The sequence below is a fragment of the Bradyrhizobium sp. 31Argb genome (genome assembly GCF_043638955.1).
Taxonomy (GTDB): domain Bacteria; phylum Pseudomonadota; class Alphaproteobacteria; order Rhizobiales; family Xanthobacteraceae; genus Bradyrhizobium.
The window spans coordinates 1-25,817 of record NZ_JBEGDB010000104.1 but is presented as its reverse complement, the minus strand read 5'-3'; the positions used below and the strand labels follow the sequence as shown (position 1 = coordinate 25,817).

23 protein-coding genes and 2 pseudogenes are annotated in these 25,817 nt (G+C 62.3%); 5 read left to right on the top strand and 20 right to left on the bottom strand.

Annotated features, from left to right (window positions below):
• Positions 1 to 494: 494 nt before the first annotated feature.
• Positions 495 to 680, top strand: coding sequence for a hypothetical protein (locus AAFX91_RS20730; protein ID WP_394567690.1), 186 nt, complete (start codon positions 495 to 497; stop codon positions 678 to 680).
• Between the two features lie 361 nt (positions 681 to 1,041).
• Here AAFX91_RS20730 and AAFX91_RS20725 read toward each other — a convergent pair whose 3' ends face one another.
• The 12 genes and pseudogenes from AAFX91_RS20725 to AAFX91_RS20670 all read right to left on the bottom strand — a co-directional run bounded on the left by AAFX91_RS20725 (position 1,042) and on the right by AAFX91_RS20670 (position 11,622).
• Positions 1,042 to 1,731, bottom strand: a complete 690-nt coding sequence (locus AAFX91_RS20725) for a DUF2848 domain-containing protein (protein ID WP_130579757.1) — start codon at positions 1,729 to 1,731, stop codon at positions 1,042 to 1,044.
• A gap of 38 nt (positions 1,732 to 1,769) precedes the next feature.
• Positions 1,770 to 3,440, bottom strand: a complete 1,671-nt coding sequence (locus tag AAFX91_RS20720) for a thiamine pyrophosphate-binding protein (RefSeq protein WP_394567688.1) — start codon at positions 3,438 to 3,440, stop codon at positions 1,770 to 1,772.
• A 40-nt stretch (positions 3,441 to 3,480) separates the two neighbouring features.
• Positions 3,481 to 4,281, bottom strand: coding sequence for a tripartite tricarboxylate transporter permease (locus AAFX91_RS20715; RefSeq protein WP_394567687.1), 801 nt, complete (start codon positions 4,279 to 4,281; stop codon positions 3,481 to 3,483).
• Between the two features lie 23 nt (positions 4,282 to 4,304).
• Positions 4,305 to 4,982 (bottom strand): annotated as a pseudogene (locus AAFX91_RS20710) (tripartite tricarboxylate transporter permease); the annotation flags it as partial.
• Positions 4,979 to 5,434 carry a tripartite tricarboxylate transporter TctB family protein gene (locus AAFX91_RS20705; RefSeq protein ID WP_394567686.1) on the bottom strand — a complete coding sequence of 152 codons (456 nt, stop codon included), beginning with the start codon at positions 5,432 to 5,434 and terminating at the stop codon, positions 4,979 to 4,981. The gene AAFX91_RS20705 and the pseudogene AAFX91_RS20710, both read right to left, overlap by 4 nt.
• A 37-nt stretch (positions 5,435 to 5,471) precedes the next feature.
• Positions 5,472 to 6,437: a Bug family tripartite tricarboxylate transporter substrate binding protein gene (locus AAFX91_RS20700; protein ID WP_394567685.1), complete on the bottom strand. Its 966-nt coding sequence runs from the start codon at positions 6,435 to 6,437 to the stop codon at positions 5,472 to 5,474.
• 40 nt (positions 6,438 to 6,477) lie between these two features.
• Entirely contained in the window at positions 6,478 to 7,899 is a 1,422-nt protein-coding gene (locus AAFX91_RS20695) for a UbiD family decarboxylase (protein WP_394567684.1), read from the bottom strand.
• Between the two features lie 99 nt (positions 7,900 to 7,998).
• Positions 7,999 to 8,574: a TIGR02444 family protein gene (locus AAFX91_RS20690; RefSeq protein WP_394567683.1), complete on the bottom strand. Its 576-nt coding sequence runs from the start codon at positions 8,572 to 8,574 to the stop codon at positions 7,999 to 8,001.
• Positions 8,571 to 9,176, bottom strand: a complete 606-nt coding sequence (locus AAFX91_RS20685; RefSeq protein ID WP_394567691.1) for a UbiX family flavin prenyltransferase — start codon at positions 9,174 to 9,176, stop codon at positions 8,571 to 8,573. The genes AAFX91_RS20690 and AAFX91_RS20685 overlap by 4 nt, the downstream gene beginning before the upstream one ends.
• Entirely contained in the window at positions 9,166 to 9,546 is a 381-nt protein-coding gene (locus tag AAFX91_RS20680) for a cupin domain-containing protein (RefSeq protein WP_225705032.1), read from the bottom strand. Before AAFX91_RS20680 ends, AAFX91_RS20685 begins: the two co-directional genes overlap by 11 nt.
• A gap of 18 nt (positions 9,547 to 9,564) precedes the next feature.
• The gene (locus AAFX91_RS20675; protein WP_394567681.1) at positions 9,565 to 11,064 is read right to left on the bottom strand and encodes a 4-hydroxyphenylacetate 3-hydroxylase family protein; all 1,500 of its coding nucleotides are present in this window, start codon (positions 11,062 to 11,064) and stop codon (positions 9,565 to 9,567) included.
• A 27-nt stretch (positions 11,065 to 11,091) separates the two neighbouring features.
• A complete protein-coding gene (locus AAFX91_RS20670; protein WP_282528426.1) occupies positions 11,092 to 11,622 on the bottom strand; it encodes a flavin reductase family protein in 531 nt (176 codons plus the stop codon).
• 344 nt (positions 11,623 to 11,966) lie between these two features.
• Between AAFX91_RS20670 and AAFX91_RS20665 the strand changes: the two genes are divergently transcribed.
• The 3 genes from AAFX91_RS20665 (at position 11,967) to AAFX91_RS20655 (ending at position 14,331) form a co-directional block, all read left to right on the top strand.
• Positions 11,967 to 12,386: a MarR family winged helix-turn-helix transcriptional regulator gene (locus AAFX91_RS20665; protein ID WP_282528427.1), complete on the top strand. Its 420-nt coding sequence runs from the start codon at positions 11,967 to 11,969 to the stop codon at positions 12,384 to 12,386.
• 143 nt (positions 12,387 to 12,529) lie between these two features.
• Complete coding sequence (locus AAFX91_RS20660; protein ID WP_394567680.1) at positions 12,530 to 13,111, top strand: amino acid synthesis family protein; 582 nt, start codon at positions 12,530 to 12,532, stop codon at positions 13,109 to 13,111.
• Between the two features lie 23 nt (positions 13,112 to 13,134).
• Positions 13,135 to 14,331, top strand: a complete 1,197-nt coding sequence (locus AAFX91_RS20655; RefSeq protein WP_394567678.1) for an amidohydrolase family protein — start codon at positions 13,135 to 13,137, stop codon at positions 14,329 to 14,331.
• Here AAFX91_RS20655 and AAFX91_RS20650 read toward each other — a convergent pair.
• On the bottom strand, positions 14,328 to 15,830 hold the full coding sequence (locus AAFX91_RS20650) for a 4-hydroxyphenylacetate 3-hydroxylase family protein (RefSeq protein ID WP_394567677.1): 1,503 nt from the start codon (positions 15,828 to 15,830) through the stop codon (positions 14,328 to 14,330). The two genes, AAFX91_RS20655 and AAFX91_RS20650, sit on opposite strands and share 4 nt — an antisense overlap.
• Before the next feature lie 211 nt (positions 15,831 to 16,041).
• Between AAFX91_RS20650 and AAFX91_RS20645 the strand changes: the two genes are divergently transcribed.
• Positions 16,042 to 16,680 (top strand): MarR family winged helix-turn-helix transcriptional regulator, encoded by a 639-nt coding sequence (locus AAFX91_RS20645; RefSeq protein WP_130579810.1) that lies wholly within the window; start codon positions 16,042 to 16,044, stop codon positions 16,678 to 16,680.
• Positions 16,681 to 16,778: 98 nt separating this feature from the next.
• Here AAFX91_RS20645 and AAFX91_RS20640 read toward each other — a convergent pair whose 3' ends face one another.
• From AAFX91_RS20640 to AAFX91_RS20610, 7 genes and pseudogenes are all read right to left on the bottom strand, one after another.
• Positions 16,779 to 18,212 (bottom strand): molybdopterin-dependent oxidoreductase, encoded by a 1,434-nt coding sequence (locus AAFX91_RS20640; protein ID WP_394567676.1) that lies wholly within the window; start codon positions 18,210 to 18,212, stop codon positions 16,779 to 16,781.
• 36 nt (positions 18,213 to 18,248) lie between these two features.
• Positions 18,249 to 19,808, bottom strand: coding sequence for an acetolactate synthase large subunit (locus tag AAFX91_RS20635; RefSeq protein ID WP_394567674.1), 1,560 nt, complete (start codon positions 19,806 to 19,808; stop codon positions 18,249 to 18,251).
• Between the two features lie 34 nt (positions 19,809 to 19,842).
• Positions 19,843 to 21,498: an ABC transporter ATP-binding protein gene (locus tag AAFX91_RS20630; RefSeq protein WP_394567673.1), complete on the bottom strand. Its 1,656-nt coding sequence runs from the start codon at positions 21,496 to 21,498 to the stop codon at positions 19,843 to 19,845.
• Positions 21,495 to 22,334: an ABC transporter permease gene (locus tag AAFX91_RS20625; RefSeq protein WP_394567672.1), complete on the bottom strand. Its 840-nt coding sequence runs from the start codon at positions 22,332 to 22,334 to the stop codon at positions 21,495 to 21,497. Before AAFX91_RS20625 ends, AAFX91_RS20630 begins: the two co-directional genes overlap by 4 nt.
• Before the next feature lie 8 nt (positions 22,335 to 22,342).
• Complete coding sequence (locus AAFX91_RS20620) at positions 22,343 to 23,365, bottom strand: ABC transporter permease (RefSeq protein ID WP_394567671.1); 1,023 nt, start codon at positions 23,363 to 23,365, stop codon at positions 22,343 to 22,345.
• The gene (locus tag AAFX91_RS20615; protein ID WP_394567669.1) at positions 23,362 to 24,951 is read right to left on the bottom strand and encodes an ABC transporter substrate-binding protein; all 1,590 of its coding nucleotides are present in this window, start codon (positions 24,949 to 24,951) and stop codon (positions 23,362 to 23,364) included. The genes AAFX91_RS20620 and AAFX91_RS20615 overlap by 4 nt, the downstream gene beginning before the upstream one ends.
• A gap of 75 nt (positions 24,952 to 25,026) precedes the next feature.
• Positions 25,027 to 25,740: pseudogene (locus AAFX91_RS20610) on the bottom strand (peptidase dimerization domain-containing protein); the annotation flags it as partial.
• Between the last annotated feature and the right edge of the window lie 77 nt (positions 25,741 to 25,817).

Sequence of the window (25,817 nt, the reverse complement as noted above, 5' to 3'; positions counted from 1 at the left end):
CCGCGCGAAACTACTTCGCCGTCGTCGCCATTGCCGCCACTCTGCTCTGGATAAGGTAACTGTCCACACGGCCTAGACATGGTTGCGCGATCCTGTTGCTCCGCCATGCCTCGGTCGCTGAAGCGTCGGCGGAGACGAAACTATGATCAGCAAATCGTAAGAGCGATCGATCTTCAGTCAATGAAATGAAACCAGCTTTGTTTGCCAGGACAGGCAATGATTGCGTTGCCGTCGATACGAGTGCTGGAAGATTTGCGAGGATCGCTGCTCTTCCGATATCAAACTCCTACGTTGCCCCGTCAAATTTGAATGCCGTCGCTCCAATCCGGATGTGCGAAAGTCTTGCAGATCACGGCGTATGTCGAGATATGCGTCACCGCGTAGCCGGAACTCGCTTCGACTTTGACCTGGAGGTGTGATCTCGATCACAATTAAATCGGGTCAACCACGCTAAGGTCTCTCGCGCTTGCGGAATGTCTGCGGGGACCAATCGAATGGATGACGAGTTTTGCAGAGAAAGAGCGCGTGCGGTTCGCGCTATTGCGGAGCAAGCTGATCCCTTGATCAAGCGACGCCTGCTGCAATTGGCGCAACACTATGAGCGGCGCGTCCGCCTCTCCGAAGGCAACAAGAATGATCGAGACCCGGACAGGAATGCGTCGACCGAGTTCCAGAATTAACTGGAATCGCCAGCATCAAGCTTAACGACCGAATGTCATTGAGACCGCGCGCACGGTCGCGATAGCATCGGCCTCGCCGGAAATTGCCCTTGCCGGGACTAACATGGCGATGCCCATCGGGCGATCATACTCCGCCCGATGGGTTTCGTTCCAGCGTTGGAAACACCGCTGATGATCGCCCGCCGTCCAAAGCCATCCTGGACGAGACTTTGGCATCTATGGACCGTCATCGTCCCTCGGCGATCGATCACCGGAAAACTGGTGCATGGCCGCGTGTGGCGCCGGCATGACGGGCAGAAGTGGCTTTACAAGCGCTTCTGCGAAGTTGACAGCGCCGGGTGTGAAGTCCCGGCGTAGGGATTTAGCCTAGCACCGGCAGCGTGATGATCTCGTAGCCGTGGCTGATGCTGCGCTTCAGGACGGGATCTTCGATCACATAATCGAATCGGCTGGCTGGGCGGATGCCACCCTTGGCGGCGAAGGTGCCGCAGAACATGGCGCAGCCGTCAGGCAGTTTGCCACTGCCAAATCCGCGCTCGATCAGATCGGGCACCGGCAGCATTCCGCTCAGCGCGCCTTCCTGATAAAGCACGCGTTCGCCGGCGATCGTCGCCCAGGATCGCAGCATGATCTGGTCCCAGTGGCCTTCGATTTCGGCGAGATCCCACAGCATCGGCGCCACGGGCTTGTCGCACATCTGCTTGGACACCGTGATGTTGTAGGTTTCGACCTTGCGATCGGTGTGATCAGAGCCGACGCCGACGAGCGTACGCCCCTCAAATCCAAACAGCACGAACTCGACCTCTCCGCTCGACTCGGTGCCGGTGCATTCGATGCTGCCGGCAGTTGTCAGCCTGCGCGCTGCACATCGGTAATAGATCGGCGTCGAGGCCGGCGGCGCGATGCCGATCGCCGCAAGCTCGGCAATGTGCTTATCGCGCGCGACCGGATCGCGCCCGGTCCAGCCGGCGATCACCGCCTGCGTGATCGACAATTTGAGCGGCGTTGCGGCGTTCTCGGCAACCAAAGTGAATTCGATGTCGTTCTTCATGTCCGTTCCATGTAGGCGCGATTTCTTGAGTCGAACTTTTACAGGCTACGATCCGGGGTGAGTTGATTGCGATTGACGCGCAGTTCGATGACGGTCGGCCGATCTGCCTTTACAGCCAGCGCAAAGGCATCGGGGAATTGATCGTGGTGATCGACAATCTCGCCGTGCACCCCATACGATTTCGCCAAGGCCGCGAAATCCGGATTCAGCAGATCCGTGCCGCTCGGTCGATTCGGAAAATGGCTCTCCTGATGCATCCGGATCGAGCCGTACATACCGTTATTGACGATGATGACAATGATCGGAAGCTTGTGCTGAACCGCGGTCGCAAACTCCTGCGACGCCATCATGAAGCAACCATCGCCGGCGAGACAGACCACCGTGCGGTCCGGATGACGCAGCTTCGCTGCGATCGCCGCCGGCAGGCCATAGCCCATCGAGCCGGACTTCGGCGCAATCTGCGTGCCGAGTTGCCGGTAGCCGTAATAGCGATGCAGCCAGATCGTATAGTTCCCGGCGCCATTGGTGACAATGGCATCATCAGGCAATACGCGATTGAGATGGGCGATCACCTTGGAGAGATCGAAGCTCGCCGTATCGGGCCGTGGCGACTGATAGTTGACCAGAGCCTGGCGTGACTCCTCGCGCCATGTAGCCCACGGCTTTGCATCCAGTGGCCGCAGCTTCGCGAGCGCGGCGACGAAATTGGACGATCTCGATTGGATCGCGAGTGTCGGATTATAGGTCCTGCCGAGCTCCTCCGTTCCCGGGAACACATGGATCAGAACTTGCTTCGGCGTCGGCACGTCGAGCAACGAGAAATGGTTGGTGGTGACATCGCCAAGCCTGTCCCCGATCACCAGGAGCAAGTCTGCCGCCTTGACGCGCTCCATCAAGGCCTTGCTGCAGCCGAGGCTGAGATCGCCGACATAGTTCGGGCTTCGATTGTCCAGCACGTCCTGCGACCGGAAGCCTGCAACGACCGGCAGCTCGTTGCGCGCAACGAACGCCTTGAATTGCTCGGCCGCCTCCGGCGTCCAGCCGAGATTGCCGACGATGACGAGCGGCTTTTGCGCTCGACTGAGCAGTTCGCCGACCCGCGCCATTTGCTGATCCGACGGCGCGGTCTCGACAATCTGCGCGGGGAGCGCATCGGCGGCATCGCTGATGGCACTAAGGACGTCTTCGGGGAACGACAGCACCACCGGGCCGGGACGCCCCTGCATCGCAATGTGGAAGGCACGATTGACGAACTCGGGAATCTGGTCCGGCGACTGGATCTCGCCGACCCATTTCGCCATGTCGTCGAATGTTCTGACGTAGTTGATTTCCTGAAATGCCTCGCGGCCGCGGTGGCTGCGCGGCACCTGTCCGATGATCAGGATCATCGGCGTCGAATCCTGCCAGGCGGTATGCAATCCGATCGCGGCGTGCATCGCGCCGGGGCCGCGGCTGACGACGCAAACGCCGGGACGCCCGGAAATCTTGCCGTCCGCTTCCGCCATATGCGAAGCCGTGGCCTCATGACGACAGGTCACGAAGTGGATGCCTGCATCCAATAGCGAGTCGAAAATCGGCAGCGCGCTCTCGCCGGGTACGCCGAACATTCGGTCGATGCCATTGATGCGCAATGCGGAGACCAATAGCTGGCCGCCGCTGCGCAAGGCCGTTACCGGACCGGCCGGTTGCACCGGATCATACTTGTTCACGGGCTCGTTCCTGGTTGCGCGATGGCGTCCTGCCGGCCGCTCATTCCTGGAAGACTTCGACGCGGCGCTGCCGGATCGCCGGCATCATGATCGAGATCAGCAAGGCTGCCGAGATCAGGAGCAGCGCGAGACTTATCGGCCGCTGCAGGAAGACCATGGGATCGCCATGCGAGGTGATCAGGCTGCGCCGGAAATTCTCCTCGACCATGGGTCCGAGGACAAAGCCCATCAACAATGGCGCCGGCTCGGCGTCGAGCTTGCGCAGGACGTAACCCAGCAGGGAAAAGCCGACCGTCATGTAAACGTCAAAGCTCGAATTATTCACCGAGTAGACGCCGATGGCGCAGATGACGACGATGACCAGATAAAGCAACCGGTATGGAACCGCGAGCAGACGAACCCAAATCCCGATCATCGGCAGATTGATGATCACCAGCATTGCATTGCCGAGGAACATGCTGGCGATCAGGCCCCAGAACAGGTCCGGCTGCCGGGAGATGATCATCGGTCCGGGCGCGATGCCGTGCAGCGTCAAGGCGCCGACCATCAACGCCATGGTGGCGCTGGTCGGGATGCCCATCGTCAGCAACGGCACGAACGACGTCTGCGCCGCGGCATTGTTGGCGCTTTCAGGCCCCGCCACGCCTTCAATGGCGCCATTGCCGAACCGTGACCGATCCTTGGCGACGCGCTTCTCGAGGGCGTAGGCCGAGAACGACGCGATGGTCGCACCACCGCCCGGCAGGATGCCGAACAGCGTGCCGAGGGCGGTGCCGCGCAGAACGGCGCCCCAGGCGCCGCGCAATGCGCTGAACGACGGCCAGATGGTGCCGATCCGCATCTTGTTGACGATGCGAACCGACGCGCCTCGAGATTGGAGATCACTTCGGCGACGCCGAACAGCCCCATGACAAGCGCGACGAAATTGATGCCGTCGGACAGTTCAACAAGGCCGAACGTCATGCGGGCTTCGCCGGTGTTGAGGTCCATGCCGACCATGCCGAGTAGCAGGCCGAGAAAGATCATCGCGATCGCGCGGAACGCCGAACCGTTGGCGAGCACCACGGCCGAGACGAGCCCGAGCACCATCAGCGAAAAATAGTCCGGCGAGGCGAATTGCTGCGTCATCAACGCCAGCGGCGGTCCAAGCAACGCGATGACGACCGTGCCGATGCACCCCGCGATGAACGACCCGATGGCTGCGATCGCGAGCGCCTCGCTCGCCCTGCCCTGCTGGGCCATCTTGTAGCCGTCGATCGCGGTGACCACGGAGGTGGATTCGCCGGGAATATTGACCAGGATCGCCGTGGTCGATCCGCCATACTGGGCGCCGTAGTAGATGCCGGCCAGCATGATGATCGCGGAGACCGGACTGAGCGCATAGGTCGCGGGCAGCAATAACGAGATCGTGGCGACCGGGCCAAGGCCGGGCAGCACACCGATCAGCGTGCCGCAGATAGCCCCGACCAGGCAGAAAAATAGATTTATCGGCGTCGCGGCGACGGCAAAGCCATGACCAAGCAGCGCGAAGACATCGGTCATGGCAGCAGGTCCACCGGAATCTTGAGAAGCCACACAAAGATCACGGCTGACGCCGCCGCGAGCAGCACGCCGCTCACGAGGCTTTGCCGCCAACGGGTCTCGACGGACGCGAAATGCGCAATTGCGACCTGCGCGAGGATGGCGATGATCAAACCGGCACGTTCGACCAGCACACCGAAGGCCGTGAACGATAGCAGGACGCAGATCAACGGCCGCAGATGGAACGATCCGATCGGATTGCCTTCAGCGAGCAGTCCCTTGACGGCAAGGCAAAGCCCCATGCCCAACAGAACGAGCGCAAGCCCGAGGGGGAAGTAGCCTGGCCCCATCTCCAGGACGGTGCCGACTGAGAGCGTTCGGATATAAAGCAGCGCGACCGTCGCGACCGCTACCAGCAGCAAGCCGGAATAGAAGTCGATGTTGTGGCCGCGCCGCCCGGCAGGTGACCTCATGCTGATATTGCCTCCCGCTCACCTATCCCGAGGTGAGTCAGTTCTTCTTCTCGGCGATTTCCTTGAGGAGCTCGCGCCACTGCTCGACTTCAGCGGCGATCTGCGCCTTGTATTCGTCTGGTGTCGTGAACACGGTCGAGGCGCCGACCACCGCCATGCTCTTCTTGACCTCGGGCTCGGCCGCCATCTTCTTCAGCACGTCCGACAGTTTGGCGATGATCGAGTCCGGCGTGGTGGCCGGCGCCATCAGGCCATTCCATGACTCGACGCTGTAGCCCGGCGTCACCGTTTCAGACACCGTCGGCAATTGCGGCGCGAACTCGTTGCGCTTGGCCGACGTCACCGCCAGCGCGCGCACCTTGTTGGCCTCCATCTGCGGCAACGCATCGGTCATGTTGGTGAAGGACAAATTGACCTCGCCCGACACCACGGCGGCCGTGGCCGGCGAACCGCCCTTGAACGGAACGTGCGTCATCTTGGTCCCGTTCCGCGCATCGAATAGCTGCACCGAGTAATGCATCAGGCCGCCGGCGCCGCTGGACCCATAGCTCAGCTTGCCAGGGTTGGCCTTGGCATAGGCAACGAGATCCTGCATCGTGTTGATCGGGAGCGACGGGTTGACGATCACGGTCTGCGGAATCGTGCTGACGACACTGACTGGCTTGAAGCTCTTCACGGGATCGTACGATGTCGTTTGCGCGACCGGAGCGACCGAAATGGCCCCCACGCTGCAGATGCACAGCGTGTAACCGTCGCCGGGCGACTTCGCCACGAGGTCCGAGCCGACAATGCCGCCGCCGCCGGCGCGGTTGTCGACGATCACCGTCTGCCCTAATTCCTTCTCTAGATACCGCGCTGTGATGCGCGCGACCGAATCGGTGTAGCCGCCGGGCGCATAGGGCACGACCAGCTTGATCGTTTTGCTCGGCCACTCCTGCGCCGATGCCGCCGTGGCGCTCAATGCCATGCCTGCCGACAGAACGGCCGCCGCAATTCGCATCATCTTTCGTTTCCCCGCATGTGATCTATTTCGTGAGAATGATTCAGGTGATGTTCGATCCCGCAAGGCCGAGCGCGCTCCTGGCAACCGTCTCGCCCGCCGTGAATTCGCTGAGCTCGACCGGCGTCGGCGCGAATTCGACCCGCCGGAACTTGTCCTGATCCTCGAACGGCACCGTGGCGTCGATGCCGAGCTTGGTCCGCACGCCCTCTTTGCTGACACGCACATATTCGTGGCCGCGCGCACCCGGGATGAGAAACAGATCGGCAGACGCTTCCATCCGCGTCGCCACCGCATATTCCACGTCGATGGGATCGCGGATGTCGATGTCGTGGTCGACTACGGTGATGAGATCGAGATCCTTCAGCGCACCGAATGCCGCCAAGATCGCGTTGCGCTGAAGCCCATTGTGCTGCCGGCTCAGCTTGTGGACCTGGATCACCGCGTGGAAGCGATGCAGACCGCCTGACGTCATCTCGACGTCAGTCACGATCGGAATCGCCGACTGCAGCACTTTCAGCAGGCTGGCCTCCAGCACGTATTTCCGCAGGATGATGGTCTCGCGCCCGAAGCCGTTGATGACGTGGTAGATCGGCCGCAGCCGATGCGTGACGGCGGTGATCTTCAGGACCGGCGCGTCGGCCGCCGGCGCGGCGAAGCCGACGAACTCGCCGAATGGTCCCTCGGGGGCGACCTCGTCGGCGAGAATCTCACCTTCGAGGACAAACTCGCTCTCCGCCGGCACCAGGAGATCCTGCGACACCGCCTTACCGACCGTGAGCGGCCGGCCCGCCAGCCCACCCGCAACGGCAAGCTCGTCGGCGCTTTCCGGCATCTGCGAACCCATGGTCGCCGCGGTGAAGTGCAGTGCGAGGTCGGCGCCGATGCAGACCGCGACCGGCAGTGACCGGCCCTGCTCCTTGGCGCGCCCGAATGCGAGCCGCAAGTGACGGCCGAAGTCGAGCTTGATCGCGACACGGTCCGGCCCCAACAACTGCAGGCGATGGTAGGAGGCGTTGTAGATGCCCGTGACCGGATCCTTCACCACCACGATGCCGGCGGTGATGTAGCGCCCAGCGTCGCCCGGCGCGTGAAACAACGCAGGAATGATCTTCGTAATGTCAAAGCCAGTGCGCAGCACCACTTCCTGAACAGGAACTTCGCGCACGAGCTCCGGCTTCAGCGGACCGCCGAGGGCGCGCTGCACGAGACCGCGGATGCCCCTGAAATCCAGCCCGAAGCCGGCTTCGCAATTTTCCCGCGAACTCAGGAGATTGCCGACGACCGGAACGTCCGAGCCCTTGACCGACGGAAACAGCAAGACCTGTTTGCCGTCGTGCTTCTTCAGCATCGCGGCGAGCTCGAGATGCGGATCGACCGGCTTTTCATAGGTGAGGATGCGGCCACGCTGCGCCAGACGGGCCAGCGCCGAACGGAAACGCGTATCGAGAACTTCAGGCTGCAAGATCGATCCCATAAAAAATTGCCAAACAAGAATAGCTAAGCAATAAAGCTAGTCAAGCCTGCTTGCTGGGCACGTCGTGCTGAAGATGTACGCGTCGACTTAGTTGGAAATTCCAAGCGCCCTATCGACGATCACGTCGATCAACGAGAGCTGCGCCACGCTCGGCTGGCCTCGGCGACCTTGCAGCGCAAAATCAATCACGGCTCTCAACGCGCTGATGATGTCCTTACGCTGCAGTGCACGCGACTGCGCTGGCAGCTTCGCAAGCCATTGCGCGAGCAATTCGTTCTGCAACCGTTCGGCCGACAATTCGGCCGCCTTGATGCTCGACCGCAAGTTCTCGGTCTGCTCGTTCGGCGCCGGCGCAGGGCCCGACTTCAACGTCGTGCGCAGCGCGCGCAGGGGAAGCACGATCTGCTCACGCCAGCCGCGACATGCCGCGTCCATCCCTGCAACATCGGATGGCGTCAGTGCGACCCCACGGCGAACGGCGGCAAACGTCGCCATCAACAACATCATGACGTCGACGCCGCATTCGTTCTGCAATTGAAGGCAGGCATCGGCGATACCGGGCTCGGCATAAAGCTCCAGCGCAAACGCCCAGCTTTCCGCATCGATCTCCTGGCTCGCGCCCGCCGAGGCGCCACGCTCCGGCCCAGGCGCCTCGCCGCTCAACGCGATTCCTTGGTGTCGGCAGGCACGAGCCCCTGCCAACGACTGACCACATCGGTCGAGATATCAAAGAGGTCGAGGACGCGGCCGAGCGTGTGGTCAACCATTTGATCGAGGCTCTCGGGGCGCGCGTAGAACGCCGGCACCGGCGGATAGACGATGGCGCCGATTTCCGTCGCAGCCACCATCGACTTGAGATGGCCGAGATGCAGCGGCGCCTCGCGCGCCATCAGCACGAGCCGGCGCCGCTCCTTCAACACCACGTCGGCGGCGCGGGTCACCAGCGACGATGTCACGCCGCTGGCGATCTCGGCAAGGCTCCGCATCGAACATGGCGCGATCACCATTCCGAGCGTCTTGAACGAGCCGCTTGAGATCGAGGCGCCGATATTGTCGACTTGGTGGACGACGTCCGCCAAGGCCGTCACATCCGAGACCTTGACGTCCAGTTCCTGGGTCAGCGTGATCTTTGCCGAACGGCTCATCACTAGATGAGTCTCGATCGGCGTCGACTTCAACAGCCGCAACAGCCGGACGCCATAAGTGGCGCCGGATGCTCCGGTGATGCCGACGATCAGACGCCTCGGCTCGCCCTCAGGCCGGATCGAAATAGTGGATCTCCATCAGAAGGCAGCCGGTCACCGACTTGAATGGTCCATGATAGACGCCCGGTGGGCGGCAGGCATAGGTATTCGGCTTGAACGACTCGCCGCCATTGCCCTGCTCGTCATTGCCGACGATCAGGTCGCCCGAAAACAGGAAGACCTCTTCCCAATATTCGTGCACGAACGGCTTGGTCGTGTAAACGCCCGGCTCGAATCGAAGCAGGCGAGTGCGGCTGCCACGCTTGTTCACCTCGTCCAGGGCGCCCGAGAGGATCTTCTGCTGGATACCGGCCGGATAGCCCGCGGGCGTCTCCCACCCGCTGGACATATCGATGGCGCGGAATTCGTCGTGAAGCTTGTTGATTGCCATTTTCGACTTTCCTGAGGTTTAGGCGACCGCCCGGGACGATGAAGCCGGTTTTTGGTCATTGGTCAATTCGTCCGCCAGATCGTAACTCGACAGCATCTTGTCGAGCAACGCCGCCGACTTCTGCCAGTCATAGGTGCGGAAGGCATGCCCCTTGGTGACGAAGGTCGCACCGGCATAGAACATTTCATATTGCGCATGCCGCGAGGCGAATTCCGAGCCGACCGCATCCCAGGCGAGCTTGTAGAACTTCACCTTGTCCACGGCGCCGGCGGCCGGCGACTGCTGGGTCTTGCCGATCAGCTTGGCCAGATCCGGATTGTCGAAATCCTTCACGGAGGACGGCAGCATGATCATGCCGCCGCCGGCAAGTTCGCGCAGCGCGTTGATGATCTTGGCATAGAGCTGCTGCGTCATGGTCTGCGCCCCGTAGAGCATCTGCCGATCCGGCACGAAATAGGCGCCGCGCTGCTGGCCCTTGGTCTCCATCGCGACCATGAACGCTTCCACCATGCTGACTTCGGCCGCAAGCTGGCCGAGCGTCTCCTTGACCTGCGGGAAACCGATGATGCCATTGGTTTCCGCGATACGGTGCGCGATTCCTGCAAGGAAGCGCAACTTGATCGAGAGGCGGATCATGGCCTGGTAGTTCTGATAAACATGTGCCGGCGTGACATGGAACTGCTTCTGGCACATCGCGATATCATCGACGATGAACACCCTGTTCCAGGGCACCTTGACGTCGTCGAAATACAGAACCGCATCGTTCTCGTCGAAGCGGCTCGCCAGCGGGCTGTCGAACACCGCCCCCGCCGCCGCCTCGTAGGATTTGCGCGAGAGGATCTTCAATCCCTTGGTGTTCATCGGGATCGCAAAGGAGATCGCGTATTTTTCATCGCCCGGCTGCAACGGCTGGATGCAGGTGACGAACACCTCGTTGGCCATGATCCCGCCGGTCGCCAGCATCTTGGCGCCGCGCACGGTGATGCCGTCGGCATCGCGCGACACGATGCCCGCGCTCAGGTATGGATCGGCCTGCCCGGCGGCGCTCTTCGAACGGTCCGCCTGTGGATTGATGATGACGTAAGTCAGATAGAGATCGTTGTCGCGAGCATAGCGGTAATAGTCTGCAAGCGCCTTGGCGCGCTCCTTGTCATAGGCCTCGAAAACCTCGAGCCCCATATACATGCCCGTGATGCATGAGGCGACATGGTCCGGCGCCCGGCCCATGAAGCCGGCATGCAACTCGGTCCAGGCTTCCAGGCCGCGCCGGCGCCTGACCAGCGCGTCGTAGCTGCCGGGCAACTCCCAGATGCGATTGGCGCGCGTGCCGGTGTCGGTCTCGAATGTCATGAGATCGCGATTTTCCGGCGCGCTCTGGAAGTCGAACATCCGACCGACTGAGGCCACCGCGCCGCGGAACGCCAGGTGAGTGGTGACATCGGTCACCAGTTCGCCATCAAGATAAACTTCGCGTCCGTCGCGTAGGCTCGCAATGTGCTGTGCGCCAGTCTTGATCATGAAGGCCTCGAGATCCCCTGGATGGATTTAGTAGTGCATTGGAAGCGGCCATTCCGGGCTGCTTTCGGTTCCGGCGAGGCTGCGATAGGCCCCACCAAAGAATATAAGCGGTTCTTTGGGAGGATGGGCGGAAAACCGCACGACCCTCCCGACGAAGATCACATGGTCACCTCCGTCATACTGCGCATAGGGCACGCATTCGAAATGCGCCAGCGCGCCGGCGAGCAGCGGCGCCGACATATGGCCGATCGTGTGCTCCACCGCGGTCCATTTGTCGCCGAGCGCCCGGGCGAATTGGTTCGACAGATGTTGCTGATCATGACCCAGGATGTTTACGGCATAGCCCTTGGCTTCCGTCATCGCAGCCAAACTGAATGCCTTGCGGTCGATCGAGAACAGAATCAGTGGAGGATCGACCGAGACGGAATTGAACGAGCTCATGGTCAACCCGATCGCGCTTCCGTCGGCGGCCTGCGCGGTGATGACGGCAACTCCGGTGGCAAACTGCCCCAACGCCCGGCGGAAGGCGCGCACATCGAGATCTGAGGTTGCGGTCATCAGGAGTCACAAGCCCATAATTAGCTTTATAACAAAGCTATATTATCGAGGCAAAAAGACCGCTGTCAAGCAAGCCGACGCCGAACTTTGCGGCAGCGCAACGCAAGCCGTTCGCGCTTGTGCCAGACGTTACATCGCGGCGCAACAGCGAGGAACTCATGCCGACGAAGACAAGATCACGGACGGCCAAGACCAATCGGAAGGCACAAAAGCCTCGAATTGAGCCAACGGTCTCGATCCCGCATTTGATGGTGGATGGGTCCGACTGGGCCTTCCGACGCTTCATTCACGACGCGCTCGGCTTTTTTGCAAGGTTGCAGACAGTACGGAGTCAACTTGGCGCAGTGATCGGACTGTCCGGAACGCAATATACGGTTCTGATCGCGGTCGCACATCTGAGCGGCAAGGACAGGAAGATTGGCGTGAACCAGGTCGCCGAACATCTGCATTTCAGCGGCGCGTTCGCCACAATCGAGATCAACAAGCTCGTCGCCAGGGGCCTTGTCCACAAGGACGCCGATTCGGAGGATCGGCGACGGGTCATCCTCGCGGTAAGCCCGAAGGGCCGAACCCTGCTCAGCGAGTTGGCGGCGGTACAGCGTCCGGTCAACGACATGCTGTTTCGCGGGTTGTCGGCAACCGACTTCCGAAAAATGCGCAAGCTGATGACCGGCATGGTCGATGCCGCGGACGAGGCCGCACACCTGATCGAGAATACATTGCGTGGCCGCCAACGCGCGCTGTGGGATCGTGAGGCTTCGTGACTGGGCTACCTCGGCTCGCGCGCTCCCCGCATCCACCTCAGGTTAGCACCTGGCCCATGCCCTCGCTTCGCAACTAAGCTATTGCCCAAACATATTTGATGCGGCAGGATTTGCGGCGGCAGTTTTGGGAGAGACGATTTAAAATGAAACTCGATGTCAGGCGCCTGCTCTGTTTCACCGATCACAAGGAGGTCGAAGCTGGCCAGCGCCATGCCAGGCCGCTGCGCCGCGTTGCCGCGGTCGCGATCATCCAGAATCCCTATGCCGGCCGCTACGTCGAAGACTTGTCCGAAGGGACGGCTGCCAGCGCGGAGATTGGAGCAGTGCTGGCCAAGCTGGCGATCGAGGCGCTCGGGCCGCACAAGGCTGAAAGCTATGGCAAGGGCGGCGTCGTCGGCCTCGGCGGCGAACTCGAGCATGCCAACGCCTTGCTGACCACGACCTTTGCGACGCCGCTACGGGAGGCCGTCGGCGGCGCCAAGGCCTGGATCCCCTCCCTCACGAAACTCGCGGCGCCTGGGTGCCTGATCGATGTTCCATTGGCCCATAAGGACGCCCTTTACGTCCGCTCACATTACGACGGCGTCTCGGTGACGCTGCCGCCGGACGCGCCGGCCGCCGACGAAATCGCGCTGATCGTCTGCCTCGCCAATCGCGGCCGCCTCAACGCGCGCGTTGGAGGCCTATCCGCCGACGCCATCGTCGGCGAGGACGGACTGCACTGACCCTAGCGAGACGGAAACACTCCATGCGCACCGCGATCGTCAATATCGGCACTATCGTTACGGGCGACCTCTCCATTCCCTTCGCGAAGGGCGACGGCATCCTGATCAACGACGGCAAGATCGTCGAGATCGGAACGCTTTCTGCTGACGCGGTCGCAGCTTGCGACGTGGTGATTGATGCCGCGGGAACGACGGCGGTGCCCGGACTGATCGACAGCCACGTGCACATCACGTTCGGCGATTACACCCCGCGCCAGCGCGTCGTCGGCTATCTCGAAAGCTATCTACACGGCGGCACGACGACGGCGATCACCGCATCGGAGGTGCATGTGCCGGGCCGGCCGAAGGATGCGGCCGGCGTCAAGGCGCTAGCGCTGGCGGCGCGGGCCTGCTTTCTGGATTATCGTCCCGGCGGCGTGCGGGTTCACGCCGGCTCGGTCATTCTCGAGCCTGGCCTCACTGAAGGTGATCTCGAGGAACTCGCAGGCGCCGGCATCTGGCTCGCCAAGGCTGGGTTCGGCGCCTTCGCCACGCCATTCGACTATGCACCGTTGATGCTGGCGGCGCGACGATTGGGCATGGTGACCACCATGCACACCGGCGGCTCGTCGATCCCCGGCTCGTCAGGCATCTGGGCCGAGCATGTGCTGGCATCCAATCCCACCGTGTCCTTTCACGTCAATGGCGGTCCGGTGGCGATGCCGGAGGCGGGCTTTGCCCGGCTGGTCAACGAGAGCACCATTGCCTTGCAGCTTTGCACCGCGGGCAATCTGCGCACCGCGCTGCTGACGGCCAAACTGCTCGATGATGCGGGGCAGCCGGAGCGGCTGTTGATCGCCACCGATACGCCGACCGGAAGCGGCATCATGCCGCTCGGCATGTTCTACACGATCAGCCACCTCGCAAGCCTCGGCGGCATGCCGCCGGAACAGGCGATCGCCGCGGCCACCGGCAACAACGCGCGCGTCTATCGGCTCAACACCGGCATGCTGCAATCCGGCAAGGAAGCCGACGTACTCCTCATCGACGCCTGCGCCGGCGGCTCGCAGGATGACGCCTTGTCGGCATTGCGCAACGGCGACGTCCCCGCGGTATCAGCCGTGTTGACGGCGGGCGTACCGCGCTTTGTGGGTCGCAGCCGCAACACGCCCGCGGGTATCCGCAACGTACGCGTCGCGGAAAACCGCCTGCCCCGCGACTTCTCAGGCGCCGCGCATTAATTCTCGAAATCCGGCAACCGGTACTTGCTCGCCAATCGGTCGGCGAGGCCTGAGGCGCGATCCCAGTCATAGGTGCGATAGCTGTGACCGCGGGTGACGAACTGCGCACCGGCGTAGAACATCTCGTACTGCAGATGGCGCGAAGCGAATTCCGAGCCGACCGCATCCCAGGTCATTTTCAGCATCTTGACCCGCTGCTCGCCGCTCATCGCCGGCGAAATCTGCGTGAGCGAGATGATGTCGGCCAATTCCGGATTGGCAAAATCCCGCACCGATGACGGCAGCATCAACAGCGCCCCACCGGCCAATTCACGGATAGTGCTGATGATCTGCGGATACATTTCCTGCGACTGGACCTGCGCCGCATAAAGCAGATGCTTGTTGGGCAGGAAATATTCGCCGCGCATGGCGCCGCCGGCTTCCATGCCGAACACCATGCCCTCGATCAGCGCGGCCTGCGACGCGAGCTTGCCGAGCGTATCGACCACCGGCGGGAAATTGATGGTGCCGATGGTCTGCGCAATGCCGCGCGCCAGGCCGACCAGAAACCGCAGCTTGACCGAAAGCCGGATCTGCGCCTGATAGTTCTGATAGATGTGCGCCGGTGTATCATGGAGCTGGGCCCGGCACATGTCGGTGTTGCGCAGCAGGAAGACGCGTTCCCACGGCACCTTGACGTCGTCGAAGAACACCAGGGCATCGTTCTCGTCGTAGCGATAGGCGAGCGGATTATCGTATTCGCTGACCGCGTGCGCCTCGAACGACTTTCGCGACAGCATTTTCAATCCCTTGGTGCCCATCGGCAGCGCACAGGAAAATGCCAGATGCTCCTCACCCGGCCGGAGCGGCTGGCCGGAGCCCACAAACAGCTCATTCGCCATGATCGCACTGGTGGCAAACAGCTTGGCGCCGCGAATGGTGATGCCCGAAGCGTCCTCGTCGACGATACGGGCCACCATGTCCTCGGCGCCCTTGCCCTGACTGCCAAACGCCTTGGAGCGGTCGCCCTGCACGTTGTTGATGACGTAAGTCATAAACAGGTCGCTCTTGCGGGCGTAGTCGAACCAGTCGCGAAACGCCTGAGCGCGCTTCGAGTCATAATTTTCGAAAACCTCGATGCCCATCATCATGCCGGACATCGAAGACGCGACGTGGTCCGGTGACCGGCCGAGATAGCCGCATGACAATTCGGCCCACTCCACCAGCGCCTTTCGACGCTCGACCAGATCCTCATAGCTCCTCGGGAGCTGCCAGGCGCGGCTGATGCGCCGGCCGCCGCCGACGTCAAAAGTCATCCGCTCCAGATTGTCGGGATGCGCCTGATAATCGTACAGCACACCGGCCGACTCGACGGCATGACGGTAGGCAGGATGCGTCGATACATCGGCGACGCGCTCGCCGTCGAGAAAGACCGCCCTGCCGTCCCGCACGCTTGCGACGTGCTCGGCGCCGTTCTTGACCAAACCGCCCGCAGCCGCCCCGGATGATGCCTCGTCCATCGCGATCCCCAAAAAAGAACATCGAACAAATGGCACCTCGTGCCAGCCCGATGCAGGATTAGATAGCTACTATCCGAAGCTATTATGGACTGAATGTCAAGGCGGCAATAAACGCTGTGCCCATCCGGGCACAAGCATTGCAATTACAAGCATTGCAATTGCCATTGGGAGCGTTCAATCTTCCGACGAACCCAATCAATGAGATGATCCCTTGGCCAAGACAGCAGCGCGCGCCATCACCACCAAGCCCGGCGCCGGACGCATCACCCATCGCACTGCGCTCACGACCTCCCGCCCTGAACTGCTCGTAGACGGCTCCGACCAGCAGTTTCGCAAACTGGTGCACAGCCTGTTCGGATTTCTGGCCCGGCATCAGACCCTGCGCGACGGCCATGCCGCCGTCATCGGCCTTCCCGGAATCGAGTACACCACGCTGATCGCGATCCGGCATCTGGCGGCGCAAGGCGACGTCCACGTCAAGACCGTCGCCGACCACCTCCATCTCAGTGGCGCCTTCGTCACCACCGTGACCAACAAGCTGGAAAGCAAGGGCTTGATCGAAAAGGCGGCGCATCAAGGCGACCGCCGACGACTCTCGCTCAGCGTCACGTCGCGGGGCGTCGAGTTGCTCGAGCGGCTGGCGCCGACGCAGATGCAGGTCAACGACGCAGAATTCGGCTGCCTGAGCGCGCGTGAGTTCGAGCTGCTGCTCGACCTGGTGCAGCGCCTGGTCGAGTCGAGCGACCGCGCTATCGCACTGCAGCGATACCTGGCCGAAACCAATATCCAGCCGATCGCCCCGCCGTCGCGCAAACCCGCGTCGAAGCCGCGGAAGACCGGCAAGGCGTGACAGGTTGCCGCAAACTTCACCGCGGTTGCCGAAAAAATAGCTTCTAAAGAGAACTAATCTACAAAGCTGCGAAATTTTCGTTTGTCAAAGAGCCAAATCTATTGGAGCATTGGGAACGCCGCGGGGCCACTGGCAGCGGACCGTGCCATCGCGGTCCAGGCGAGTTCATGGACCACGATCGTGTCAGGGCGCGCGAATGCCTGACCCAGACGATGAATGTCCTGATGATGATGGAACGGATTGCCGCCCGCCCAATAGACGAGCTTGATGTCGGGATACTGCAGCTCGCGGCCGTTATACGCGAATGACGCGCCCGGATTCAGCAGCATGTCGGAAATCCGCGCCACCGGAATGAATTCGCGAACCGGGTTGGTTCCTTGCGGCATCGTCGGAATTGGCACGGCGTTGACGCGGCGGCCCGTGTGCCCCATCGCACCGAGCGCATAATTGTAGCCGCCGCCGGGCAGACCGACCTGACCGACCATTGCGGCAAGTACCGCGGCGGCCCACACCGGCTGCTCGCCATACTGTGCGCGCTGTAGCGCGTGAGCCACCGCAATGAGGCTGCGATTCCGGACGAGCAAGCGGGCGATGTCCCTGATCCTGTCGGCCGCAATTCCGCTGATCGCAGCCGCCCAATCGGCATGCTTGGGCTGTGCGTCGCTGTCGCCGCGAAGATAGCGCTCGAACACGTCGAAGCCCGTCGTGTAGCGGTCGACAAACGCGCGGTCACAAAGATTTTCGGCGAGCAAGGTGTGCGCCATCGCGAGCATCACGGCAACGTCGGTGCCCGGACGAATCGGAATCCACTCGGCCTTGGCCTCAGCCGGGAAATCGTCGCGCAATGGGCTGATCGAGATGAACCGCGTGCCTCGCTTGACCGCCTCGCGCATGGCGTCGGGCTCGACATGACGGCTCAGCCCGCCGCTGGCGATCATCGAGTTCTTGATCGGCATGCCGCCAAACGCGAGCACGACATCGGTGTGGGTGCACACCTGGTCCCAGGTGACATTACGCCGCGAAAGCGCCTCGAACGGCCCCATCACATGCGGCAGAATCACTGACGAGGCCCCCGCGCTGTAGCTGTTGACCGAACGCACATAGCCGCCGCAAACCAAATTGAGAAAGCGGTGGATCTGGCTTTGCGCATGATGAAAACGTCCCGCGCTGGCCCAGCCGTACGAGCCTCCATAGATTGCCCGCGAGCCGAAATTGTCGCGAACGCGCGCGAGTTCGCCGGCGAGCAGATCGAGCGCGGTGTCCCATCCGCATTCGACAAAATCGTCGCCGATTTCGCGCCGCTGCGGGCCAGGCCCACGCTCGAGCCAGTTGCGGCGGACCATCGGCTTGAGGATACGCGCCTTGTGGCGTAGGGCACCTTTGAAATTGGCGAGGATCGGCGATGGCGCCGGATCGCCGGCGTAGGGCAGGATCGAGACATCCTGACCGTCCCAGCGCGCCGAAAACGCTCCCCAATGCGCGCTGTGCGTCGCAAAGGCCCCGTCACGATCGGTCGCGTTGGAATGTGTCATGCGGTTGCCCGTCTATGGAATGTCGCCTCTCAGAAATTACGGCAACGACGCCTCGATGACGAACGGCCCGCGCTGCCGAAGCGCGGCATCGAACACTTCTGCGAAACGCTGGACGGTCGTCACGCGTTCTGCTGCTACGCCCATGCCACCCGCGAGCTTGACCCAATCGATCTCGGGATCCTCGATGTCGAGCATGCGGCGGGCATTTTGGCCGGGGCTGGCGACACCAACCTTGCGCATTTCGCCGTGGAGGATTGCGTAGCCACGGTTGGCAAAGATGATGGTCACGATATCGAGCTTCTCGCGCGCTTGCGTCCAGAGCCCCTGAAGCGTGTAGAGGCCGCTGCCATCAGCCTGAAGCGACACGACCTTGCGCCCGGGACAGGCGATCGCGGCCCCCGCCGCCATCGGCACTCCGATCCCGATGGCACCGCCCGTGATCTGCAGATAATCGTGTGCCGGCGCATTGTAGGACAGCTCGTAGAAGCCGGCGGAAGTGATCGCCTCGTCGCACACGATCGCGTTCTCCGGCAGCTTCGCAGCGACCACGCGATTGATCATTTCGGCGGTCAGGGGACCGTCGGCTTGGAGCGACATCTCGGCTGGCGGCCGGTGACTTGTCTGCAAACCTGCTGCCGACTTGGCGCCGACAGCTTCCGCAAGATGGGCGAGAATTCCCTTCAGATCGTGACCGAGCCCGCCGAGTTCGACCACGCTGCACCCCTCAGGCGCGAGACGACCCGACTGTGTTGGGTAGCCAAAGAATGTGACCGGCTCCTTGGCACCGATCAACACGACCATGTCGAGGCCCGCCAATGCGGCGCGACCCGGCTCCCAGGCAAAGGATATCTTCTCGATCGGTGCCCGACCGCGCCCGCGCTCGATGCGCCCGTTGACGCCCTGCGCAAACAACCGCGCGCCCGTCTTGGCGCAAATCCTCTCGGCATCGGCAAGCGCATCAGCACGCAGCGCCTGCCCCGACAGAATCAGCGCCGCCTTGCAACCGCTGCGCAACCGATCGACGACCGTCTTGAACTTATCCGGATCGACTTCGCGCCTCGGCGGCGGCGAACGCCTGGCGAGCGGAGCCCCGGCTGACCGTTCCGACCAGGCCATGTCCGCCGGCAAGATCAGCGTCGCGATGCCGTTCGCCAGGCTCGCGTCCCAGGCCTCAGTGACATCCCGCTCGATCGAGGCGGCACTGCCGATCCGGCGCACGAACGCGGACATCGGCCGGGCGAGCGTTTCGATGTCGCTCGTCAACGGCGCGTCGAGCGGAAGGTGCGCGGTCGAATGCTCGCCGACGATGTTGATGATCGGCGTGCCGGCGCGCCTGGCGTTGTGGAGGTTGGCGAGCCCGTTCGCGAGGCCCGGCCCGAGGTGCAAAAGCGTGGCCGCGGGCCGGTCCGTCATCCGGCCGTAGCCATCGGCAGCTCCGGTGACGACGCCCTCGAACAGCCCAAGCACGCATCGCATGTCCAGCCGACGATCGAGCGCGGCGACAAAGTGCATCTCCGACGTGCCAGGATTGGCGAAGCAGGTATCGACGCCAAGCGCGAGCAGCGCGTCGCAGAGATGATCCGCACCAGTCTTCATATCATTCCGCCCCGTGTTTCCCGTTCGCGAGCGCCTAGGCGAAACATACGTTGACCGACGGTTCGTGAGGCCGACCGAACAACGAGCGCCCCGGGATGGCCTCGAGCAGCTCGCGGGTGTACGCGTGCTGCGGCGCGCCAAATACCGATTGCGTCTCCCCGTGCTCGACGATTTCGCCGCGCCGCATGACGACGATCCTGTCGGCGATCTCCGATGCGACACGCAGGTCGTGCGTGATGAACAGCATTGCCAGGTTCATTTCCTCGCGCAGCTCGGCCAGCAATTCCAGGATGTGCTGCTGCACGGAAACGTCGAGCGCCGAAACGGCCTCGTCCGCGACCAGCACCAGCGGCTTCAACGCGATCGCGCGCGCGATACAAATGCGCTGGCGTTGCCCTCCGGAGAACTCATGAGGATAGCGTTCATATGCGCTCTCTTTCAGCCCGACTCGTGCCAACAGTCGCTTTGCGTCTGCAATGGCTTCGGCCGGCGGCGTTCCATAGGTCATCGGTCCGCGCGCGATGGCCTCGCCAACCTTTTGTCGAGGATCGAGGGCCGCAAAGGGATCCTGAAAGACGATCTGCACCTTGCGGCGCATCGCACGCAACTGCGCGCCTTTCAATTTGAGAAAGTCCACTCCATCGAAATCGATCGTACCGGTGTCGGGCTCGATCAGCCGCATGATCATGCGCGCGAGCGTCGATTTTCCCGATCCGGACTCCCCGACGACGGCGACCGTCTCGCGCGGCCGCAGCGTGAGGGCGACGTCCTGGACGGCCGATACCCGTCGCACTGGCCTGAAGGCGCCCTGCCGGGTCGCGAACACCTTGTTGAGACCGCGGGCTTCCACCAACGGATCGCTGCCCAGCGCATGGTTGTGCTTTGTGGCGGGCCGACCGCCCGGCACTGCCGCAATGAGTGCCTTGGTGTAGTCGTTCTTCGGCGCGCGAAGGACCTCGTCGACCGTGCCCTGCTCGACCACACAGCCGTTGCGCATGACGACGACACGGTCGGCGATGTCGGCGACGACGCCAAAGTCATGCGTGATGAACAGGACGCCCATTCCCCGCTCGGCCTGCAACTTACGGATCAAGCCGAGGATTTGCTTTTGCGTGGTGACGTCAAGTGCGGTCGTCGGCTCATCGGCGAGCAGCAGCGCCGGTTCGTTGGCCATCGCGATCGCGATCATGATGCGTTGGCGCTGACCGCCGGAGAGCTGAAATGGATAGCTGCGCGCGAGCGCCGGAGGATCGGGCAGGCCGACCGCCGCGATCAGTTCGATGACCCGCGCGTCCAACTCGGAACGGTACAGCTTCGTGCCAGCGTGCGTGACGATGGCTTCCGCGATCTGCTGACCGACACGCGTCAGCGGATTGAGCGCGCTAAGCGGCTCCTGGAAGATCATCGATATCGGGCCGCCTCGCAGCGCCCGCATTGCCCCTTCATCCGTCGTCGCGAGGTCCACATCCTTGAAACGGATGGCGCCCGCGGCGACGTGAAGAGCCGGCGGCAGCAACCGGAGCACGGCGTGCGCGGTAATCGACTTACCCGAACCGGATTCGCCGACCAGGCAAACGATCTCGTTGCGACGTACGGCAAGCGAGACGTTCTCCACCGCGAACTGCCGGTCGCCACCCGTGGGCAAGGCAACGGACAGATTTTCGATTGCAAGCAGCGGTTCGTCCGTCATGCACCTCGCGCCTTCCGCGACAGTCTCGGGTTCAGGGTATCGTTCAGTCCTTCGCCAACGAGGTTGATCGCCAGCACGGTGAGGAAAATGGCTATCCCGGGGAACACGCTCATCCACCACGCCTGGCGCATCACCGACCGGGACGCGCCGATCATGAATCTCCAGGACATCAAATTGGGGTCACCGAGCCCCATGAAGCTCAGCGCGCTTTCGATCAGGATCGAGCTGGCGATCATCAGCGAGCCGGTCACGATGATCGGCGACACGGCGTTCGGCAGGATGTGACGCATCACCACCGACACCGGCGGCTGTCCCTGACAGACCGCGGCCTGCACGAACTCCCTGCTCCGCAGCCGCAGAAACTCGGCGCGCGTGAGCCGCGCAAGCTGAGGCCAGCTCACGGCGCCGATCGCGAGGATCACGTTGCTCAGTGAAGGCCCGAGCGTCGCCACCAGCAGGATGGCAAGAATGAAGCCCGGGATGGTCTGGAACAATTCGACAAAGCGCATCAGAATGTCGTCGACGCGGCCGCCGAAATAGCCGGCAACGGCTCCCACGGTGACGCCGATCGCGAGCGCCGCAAGTGTCGCCGACACGCCAATGAGGAGCGAGACCCGCGCGCCATAGGCAATACAGGCGGCGACGTCGCGGCCGAGCATGTCGGAGCCGAGCCACGTCTCGCCGTCGAACGGCGGCTGGAACGGCGCGGCCACCATATCCCAGGGATCGACGGGAAACAGGGTCGGCGCCACGATGGCCAGCACGACGACTCCGGTCAGGATGACCAGTCCGATGACGCCGGCCGGGTGCCGAAGAAAGGATGCCAGGGTCTTCATGGCTCGCCTCACTTCACACTTCCTACGGAGATGCGCGGATCCACCATGCGATAGACCGCCTCGGTGAGCAGATTCAGCCCGATGACGACAACCGACATGACCAGGAAGATGCCCTGCATGACCGGATAGTCGCGCTGCAGCACGGCGTCATAGATCAGCCGTCCCAAGCCGGGCCAGGCGAACACGGTCTCGACGACAACCGCGCCACCAACCACGGCGCCGGCCTGCATTCCGGCGACCGTGATAACGGGCAGGATCGCGTTGCGAAGCAGATGGCGCATCACGATCTGGGACTCGGTCACGCCCTTGGCGCGCGCCGTCTTGATGAAATCCTGCTGCTTGACCTCGATGATCGAGGAACGCATCAGCCGGGCGTAGATCGCGAGATAGACAGCGGCCAGCGACAAGGTCGGCAGGACCATGTGCTGGGCAATATCCGCGATGCGCTGCCACGTCGTCATCTCGACGCCGATCGTCGCGTAGCCGAATGGGGGAAGCCAATTGAGCTGCACGGAAAACAGCAGCACGAGCATCAGGCCGAGCCAGAACACCGGCAAGGCATAAAGCAGCAGTGAGACGATGGTAAAGAACGTGTCGGACCATTTTCCCGCGCGCGTGCCGGCTATGGTCCCAAGCGCCGTGCCGCAGACGAGCGACAAGATGAATGCCGTACCAGTGAGCAGCAAGGTCGCGGGCAGCCGCTCGAGCAGCAGCGACAACACTGTCCGCTGCTGCCGATAGGAATAGCCGAGATCAAGCGTCAGCGTTTTCTTCAGGGAGCTAGCCAGTTGCACCAGGTACGGCTGATCGAGGCCGTAGGCTGACCGTATCTGACGGAGCAATGTTTCGTCGGCGGCACCGCTTTGTCCTGCGATCACCTGCGCCGGGTCGCCGGGCGCCGCATGAACGAGAATAAAGTTGAAGGTCGCGATGACCAGGATCACGCCGATGATCTTCACCGCTCCGTAAGCGATGCCCAGCACGTAGGCCGACAAGCGGCCTCCGTACTTGGTGATGGCGACAACGCTCATTCGAACCGGACCGCGCCGAAGGTCTCGTGAACGCCGATGGCAGTCGTGGTCACATTCTTGAGCTTCTTGTCGGTGAACGTCGGAAAGTCCTGTTCCAACAGCCATACGATCGGCACATCTTCGACCACGATCTTCTGCACCGCGCTGTAGAGCTCTTGCCGCTTCTCGTCCGACGTGGCGGTCGCCGCTTCCTCGAAAAGGCGATCGGCTTCCGGATTGGCATATCCGGCCGTGTTGGAAAACATGATGCCTTTGCGAATGTTCGACGAAATGTAGGTTCGTGACACGCCGATGGCGGGATCCCCGAGCTGATAGACGAGATTCGTCGTCATCGAGTACTCCCAGTTGCTGACCTTCTGGATCCAGCCCGCGACATCGGTACCTTCAAACTGGATGTCGATGCCGACTCGCAGCAGCGACTGGCGCAAGAACTCAGCGACACGACGATAGAGTTCGCCCGATGGCGTGACCAGGAACGGAACGGTGATCCGCTTGCCGTCTGCGCCCGGCTTCAATCCCATCTCGTCGAGAAGAGCCTTTGCCTTGTCCGGTGAGTATTCGTACTGCTTTACGTTCTTCTCGTAGAACCGGGTCTTCGACGAGATCGGACCGGTCGCAATCTTGCCCAGACCGAAGTAGACGCGCTGGAGCAGGGCTTTTCGGTCGATCGCGTACATCACCGCCTGACGGAAGCGCTTGTCGTTCATCGGCGCAATCCGGTTGTTCAGTTCGAGCCACAGATGCGGCGCGAAGTATTCATATCCCTTCGTCGTCATGTCGAGATGGGGCAGCTTCGTAAGGCGAGCGACGTCGTACTGCTCGATGTCGCTCCACTGCGTCAGCTTGACGGTTCCCTGCTCGAGCGCGACCGAACGCGCCGCTGCGTCCGGAATGACCCGGTAGATGATCTCGTCGATATGAGGTTCACCGGCGCGGTAATAGCCCTCATGCTTGATCAGGTGAATGTGCGACCCCCGCACCCATTCCTTCAGCTTGAATGGACCGCAACCGATTGCCTTGTCGTTCGCAGGGTTGGTCTTGAAATCCGTGCCTTCGTAGATGTGCTTCGGCAAGATCGGCGCCGTGGTGCAATCGAACGCTCCCAGGAACGGGGAAAACGGCGACTTGAGCTTGAACACAACGGTCAGCGGATCGGGAGCTTCCGCGCTTTCAATGCGGGTGAAGATCGGCCGGGCCCGCGCGTGGGTCTCGGGCAGGATCTTGGTCATCGAGAAGATGACGTCGTCGGCCGTCAGCGGCTTGCCGTCGTGGAAGGTGATATTCGGAAAGAGTTTGAACGTATAGGTCAACCCGTCGGGCGAAACGGTCCAGGACTGCGCCAGGCCCGGGATCGGCTTCAGGTCAAAATCGTAACGAAGCAGGCTCTCGTAGATCTTGCCGCAGATCGTCAGTGTCGACTGGAGCTGACTGATCGCGGACACCAGCATGGCCGGTTCCGGATGGGTAATGGTGCTGAGCGTGCCGCCGCGCGTCTGCCCCGCGGCACGGTGCAAGCCGAGCGGGATCCCCGCAACGCCGGCCATTCCCGCGGCCAGTCCCAACTTGCCGAATTCACGTCTATTCATTCCCATGACATCCCCGCTTCCTGTTTACATGGCTCTCTGGATGAGACGCGCCGGCCGCAGATGCGGCGGCGACCATCACAGCTTCTTCAACCCGCACCAGTTGGCGACGAAGAGCGCGATGCTCAGTGTGATCTTGCGGACGCTTTCGAGATCGACGCGTTCATTGAACGCATGCGGCCCGATGCCGAAATGGCCGTAGCACAGCGCCGGAATTCCATAATCCACTTTGTAGTAGCGCGTATCGGTAACGGCGGTGCCGATCTGCAATTGCATCGGCTCGTTGAAAACCACTTGATGCACCGAAGCGAGCACCTGCTCGGCTTCGCTTCCAGGCTCCAAGACCGACGGATCAGCCTGGAAACCGCTCCAGATCAGTTCAGCCGGATTGCTCGACAGGAAGCTGTCGGTGGCTTGTGCGTCGGCCAGGCACTTCTCGATGCCACGCATCGCCTCCTGCGGAGTCGTGCCGGGAAGCAGGCCGAGCCGGCAATCGAACTCGCACCAGGCCGCCGTGGAGCTCGCCCAGTCGCCGCCCTTGATGATGCCGACGTTGAACTTGATCGGCGATTTGACAGTCTTGAACCACGGATGATCCACGGCCTGTTCGTTGAGCCGCTTGGTGTAGTCCTGGAACGCACGGATCACGTGCATGCCGGACAAAATGGCGCTGGTGCCATTCTCTGAATAGGCGACATGTGCCGGCGTGCCCCGCACCCGCACCCTGAACCAGATCGCGCCGACCTGCGCGCGCAAGAGCTTGTGGCCGATCGGCTCGGGAATCAGGCACGCCGTATTGCCTCACCTGAGGATGTTACTTTCGCTTGACGGATGTAGCTCCGACTGTCGGCCGGTCCGAGGTTGCGTCA

Excerpts from the sequence above, each read along its gene's own strand:
- AAFX91_RS20730 (WP_394567690.1), top strand. The coding sequence starts at position 495 with ATGGATGACGAGTTTTGCAGAGAAAGAGCGCGTGCGGTTCGCGCTATT.
- AAFX91_RS20725 (WP_130579757.1), bottom strand. The coding sequence starts at position 1,731 with ATGAAGAACGACATCGAATTCACTTTGGTTGCCGAGAACGCCGCAACG.
- AAFX91_RS20715 (WP_394567687.1), bottom strand. The coding sequence starts at position 4,281 with ATGCGGATCGGCACCATCTGGCCGTCGTTCAGCGCATTGCGCGGCGCC.
- AAFX91_RS20705 (WP_394567686.1), bottom strand. The coding sequence starts at position 5,434 with ATGAGGTCACCTGCCGGGCGGCGCGGCCACAACATCGACTTCTATTCC.
- AAFX91_RS20700 (WP_394567685.1), bottom strand. The coding sequence starts at position 6,437 with ATGATGCGAATTGCGGCGGCCGTTCTGTCGGCAGGCATGGCATTGAGC.
- AAFX91_RS20680 (WP_225705032.1), bottom strand. The coding sequence starts at position 9,546 with ATGGCAATCAACAAGCTTCACGACGAATTCCGCGCCATCGATATGTCC.
- AAFX91_RS20675 (WP_394567681.1), bottom strand. The coding sequence starts at position 11,064 with ATGATCAAGACTGGCGCACAGCACATTGCGAGCCTACGCGACGGACGC.
- AAFX91_RS20670 (WP_282528426.1), bottom strand. The coding sequence starts at position 11,622 with ATGACCGCAACCTCAGATCTCGATGTGCGCGCCTTCCGCCGGGCGTTG.
- AAFX91_RS20660 (WP_394567680.1), top strand. The coding sequence starts at position 12,530 with ATGAAACTCGATGTCAGGCGCCTGCTCTGTTTCACCGATCACAAGGAG.
- AAFX91_RS20655 (WP_394567678.1), top strand. The coding sequence starts at position 13,135 with ATGCGCACCGCGATCGTCAATATCGGCACTATCGTTACGGGCGACCTC.
- AAFX91_RS20650 (WP_394567677.1), bottom strand. The coding sequence starts at position 15,830 with ATGGACGAGGCATCATCCGGGGCGGCTGCGGGCGGTTTGGTCAAGAAC.
- AAFX91_RS20640 (WP_394567676.1), bottom strand. The coding sequence starts at position 18,212 with ATGACACATTCCAACGCGACCGATCGTGACGGGGCCTTTGCGACGCAC.
- AAFX91_RS20635 (WP_394567674.1), bottom strand. The coding sequence starts at position 19,808 with ATGAAGACTGGTGCGGATCATCTCTGCGACGCGCTGCTCGCGCTTGGC.
- AAFX91_RS20630 (WP_394567673.1), bottom strand. The coding sequence starts at position 21,498 with ATGACGGACGAACCGCTGCTTGCAATCGAAAATCTGTCCGTTGCCTTG.
- AAFX91_RS20625 (WP_394567672.1), bottom strand. The coding sequence starts at position 22,334 with ATGAAGACCCTGGCATCCTTTCTTCGGCACCCGGCCGGCGTCATCGGA.
- AAFX91_RS20620 (WP_394567671.1), bottom strand. The coding sequence starts at position 23,365 with ATGAGCGTTGTCGCCATCACCAAGTACGGAGGCCGCTTGTCGGCCTAC.
- AAFX91_RS20615 (WP_394567669.1), bottom strand. The coding sequence starts at position 24,951 with ATGAATAGACGTGAATTCGGCAAGTTGGGACTGGCCGCGGGAATGGCC.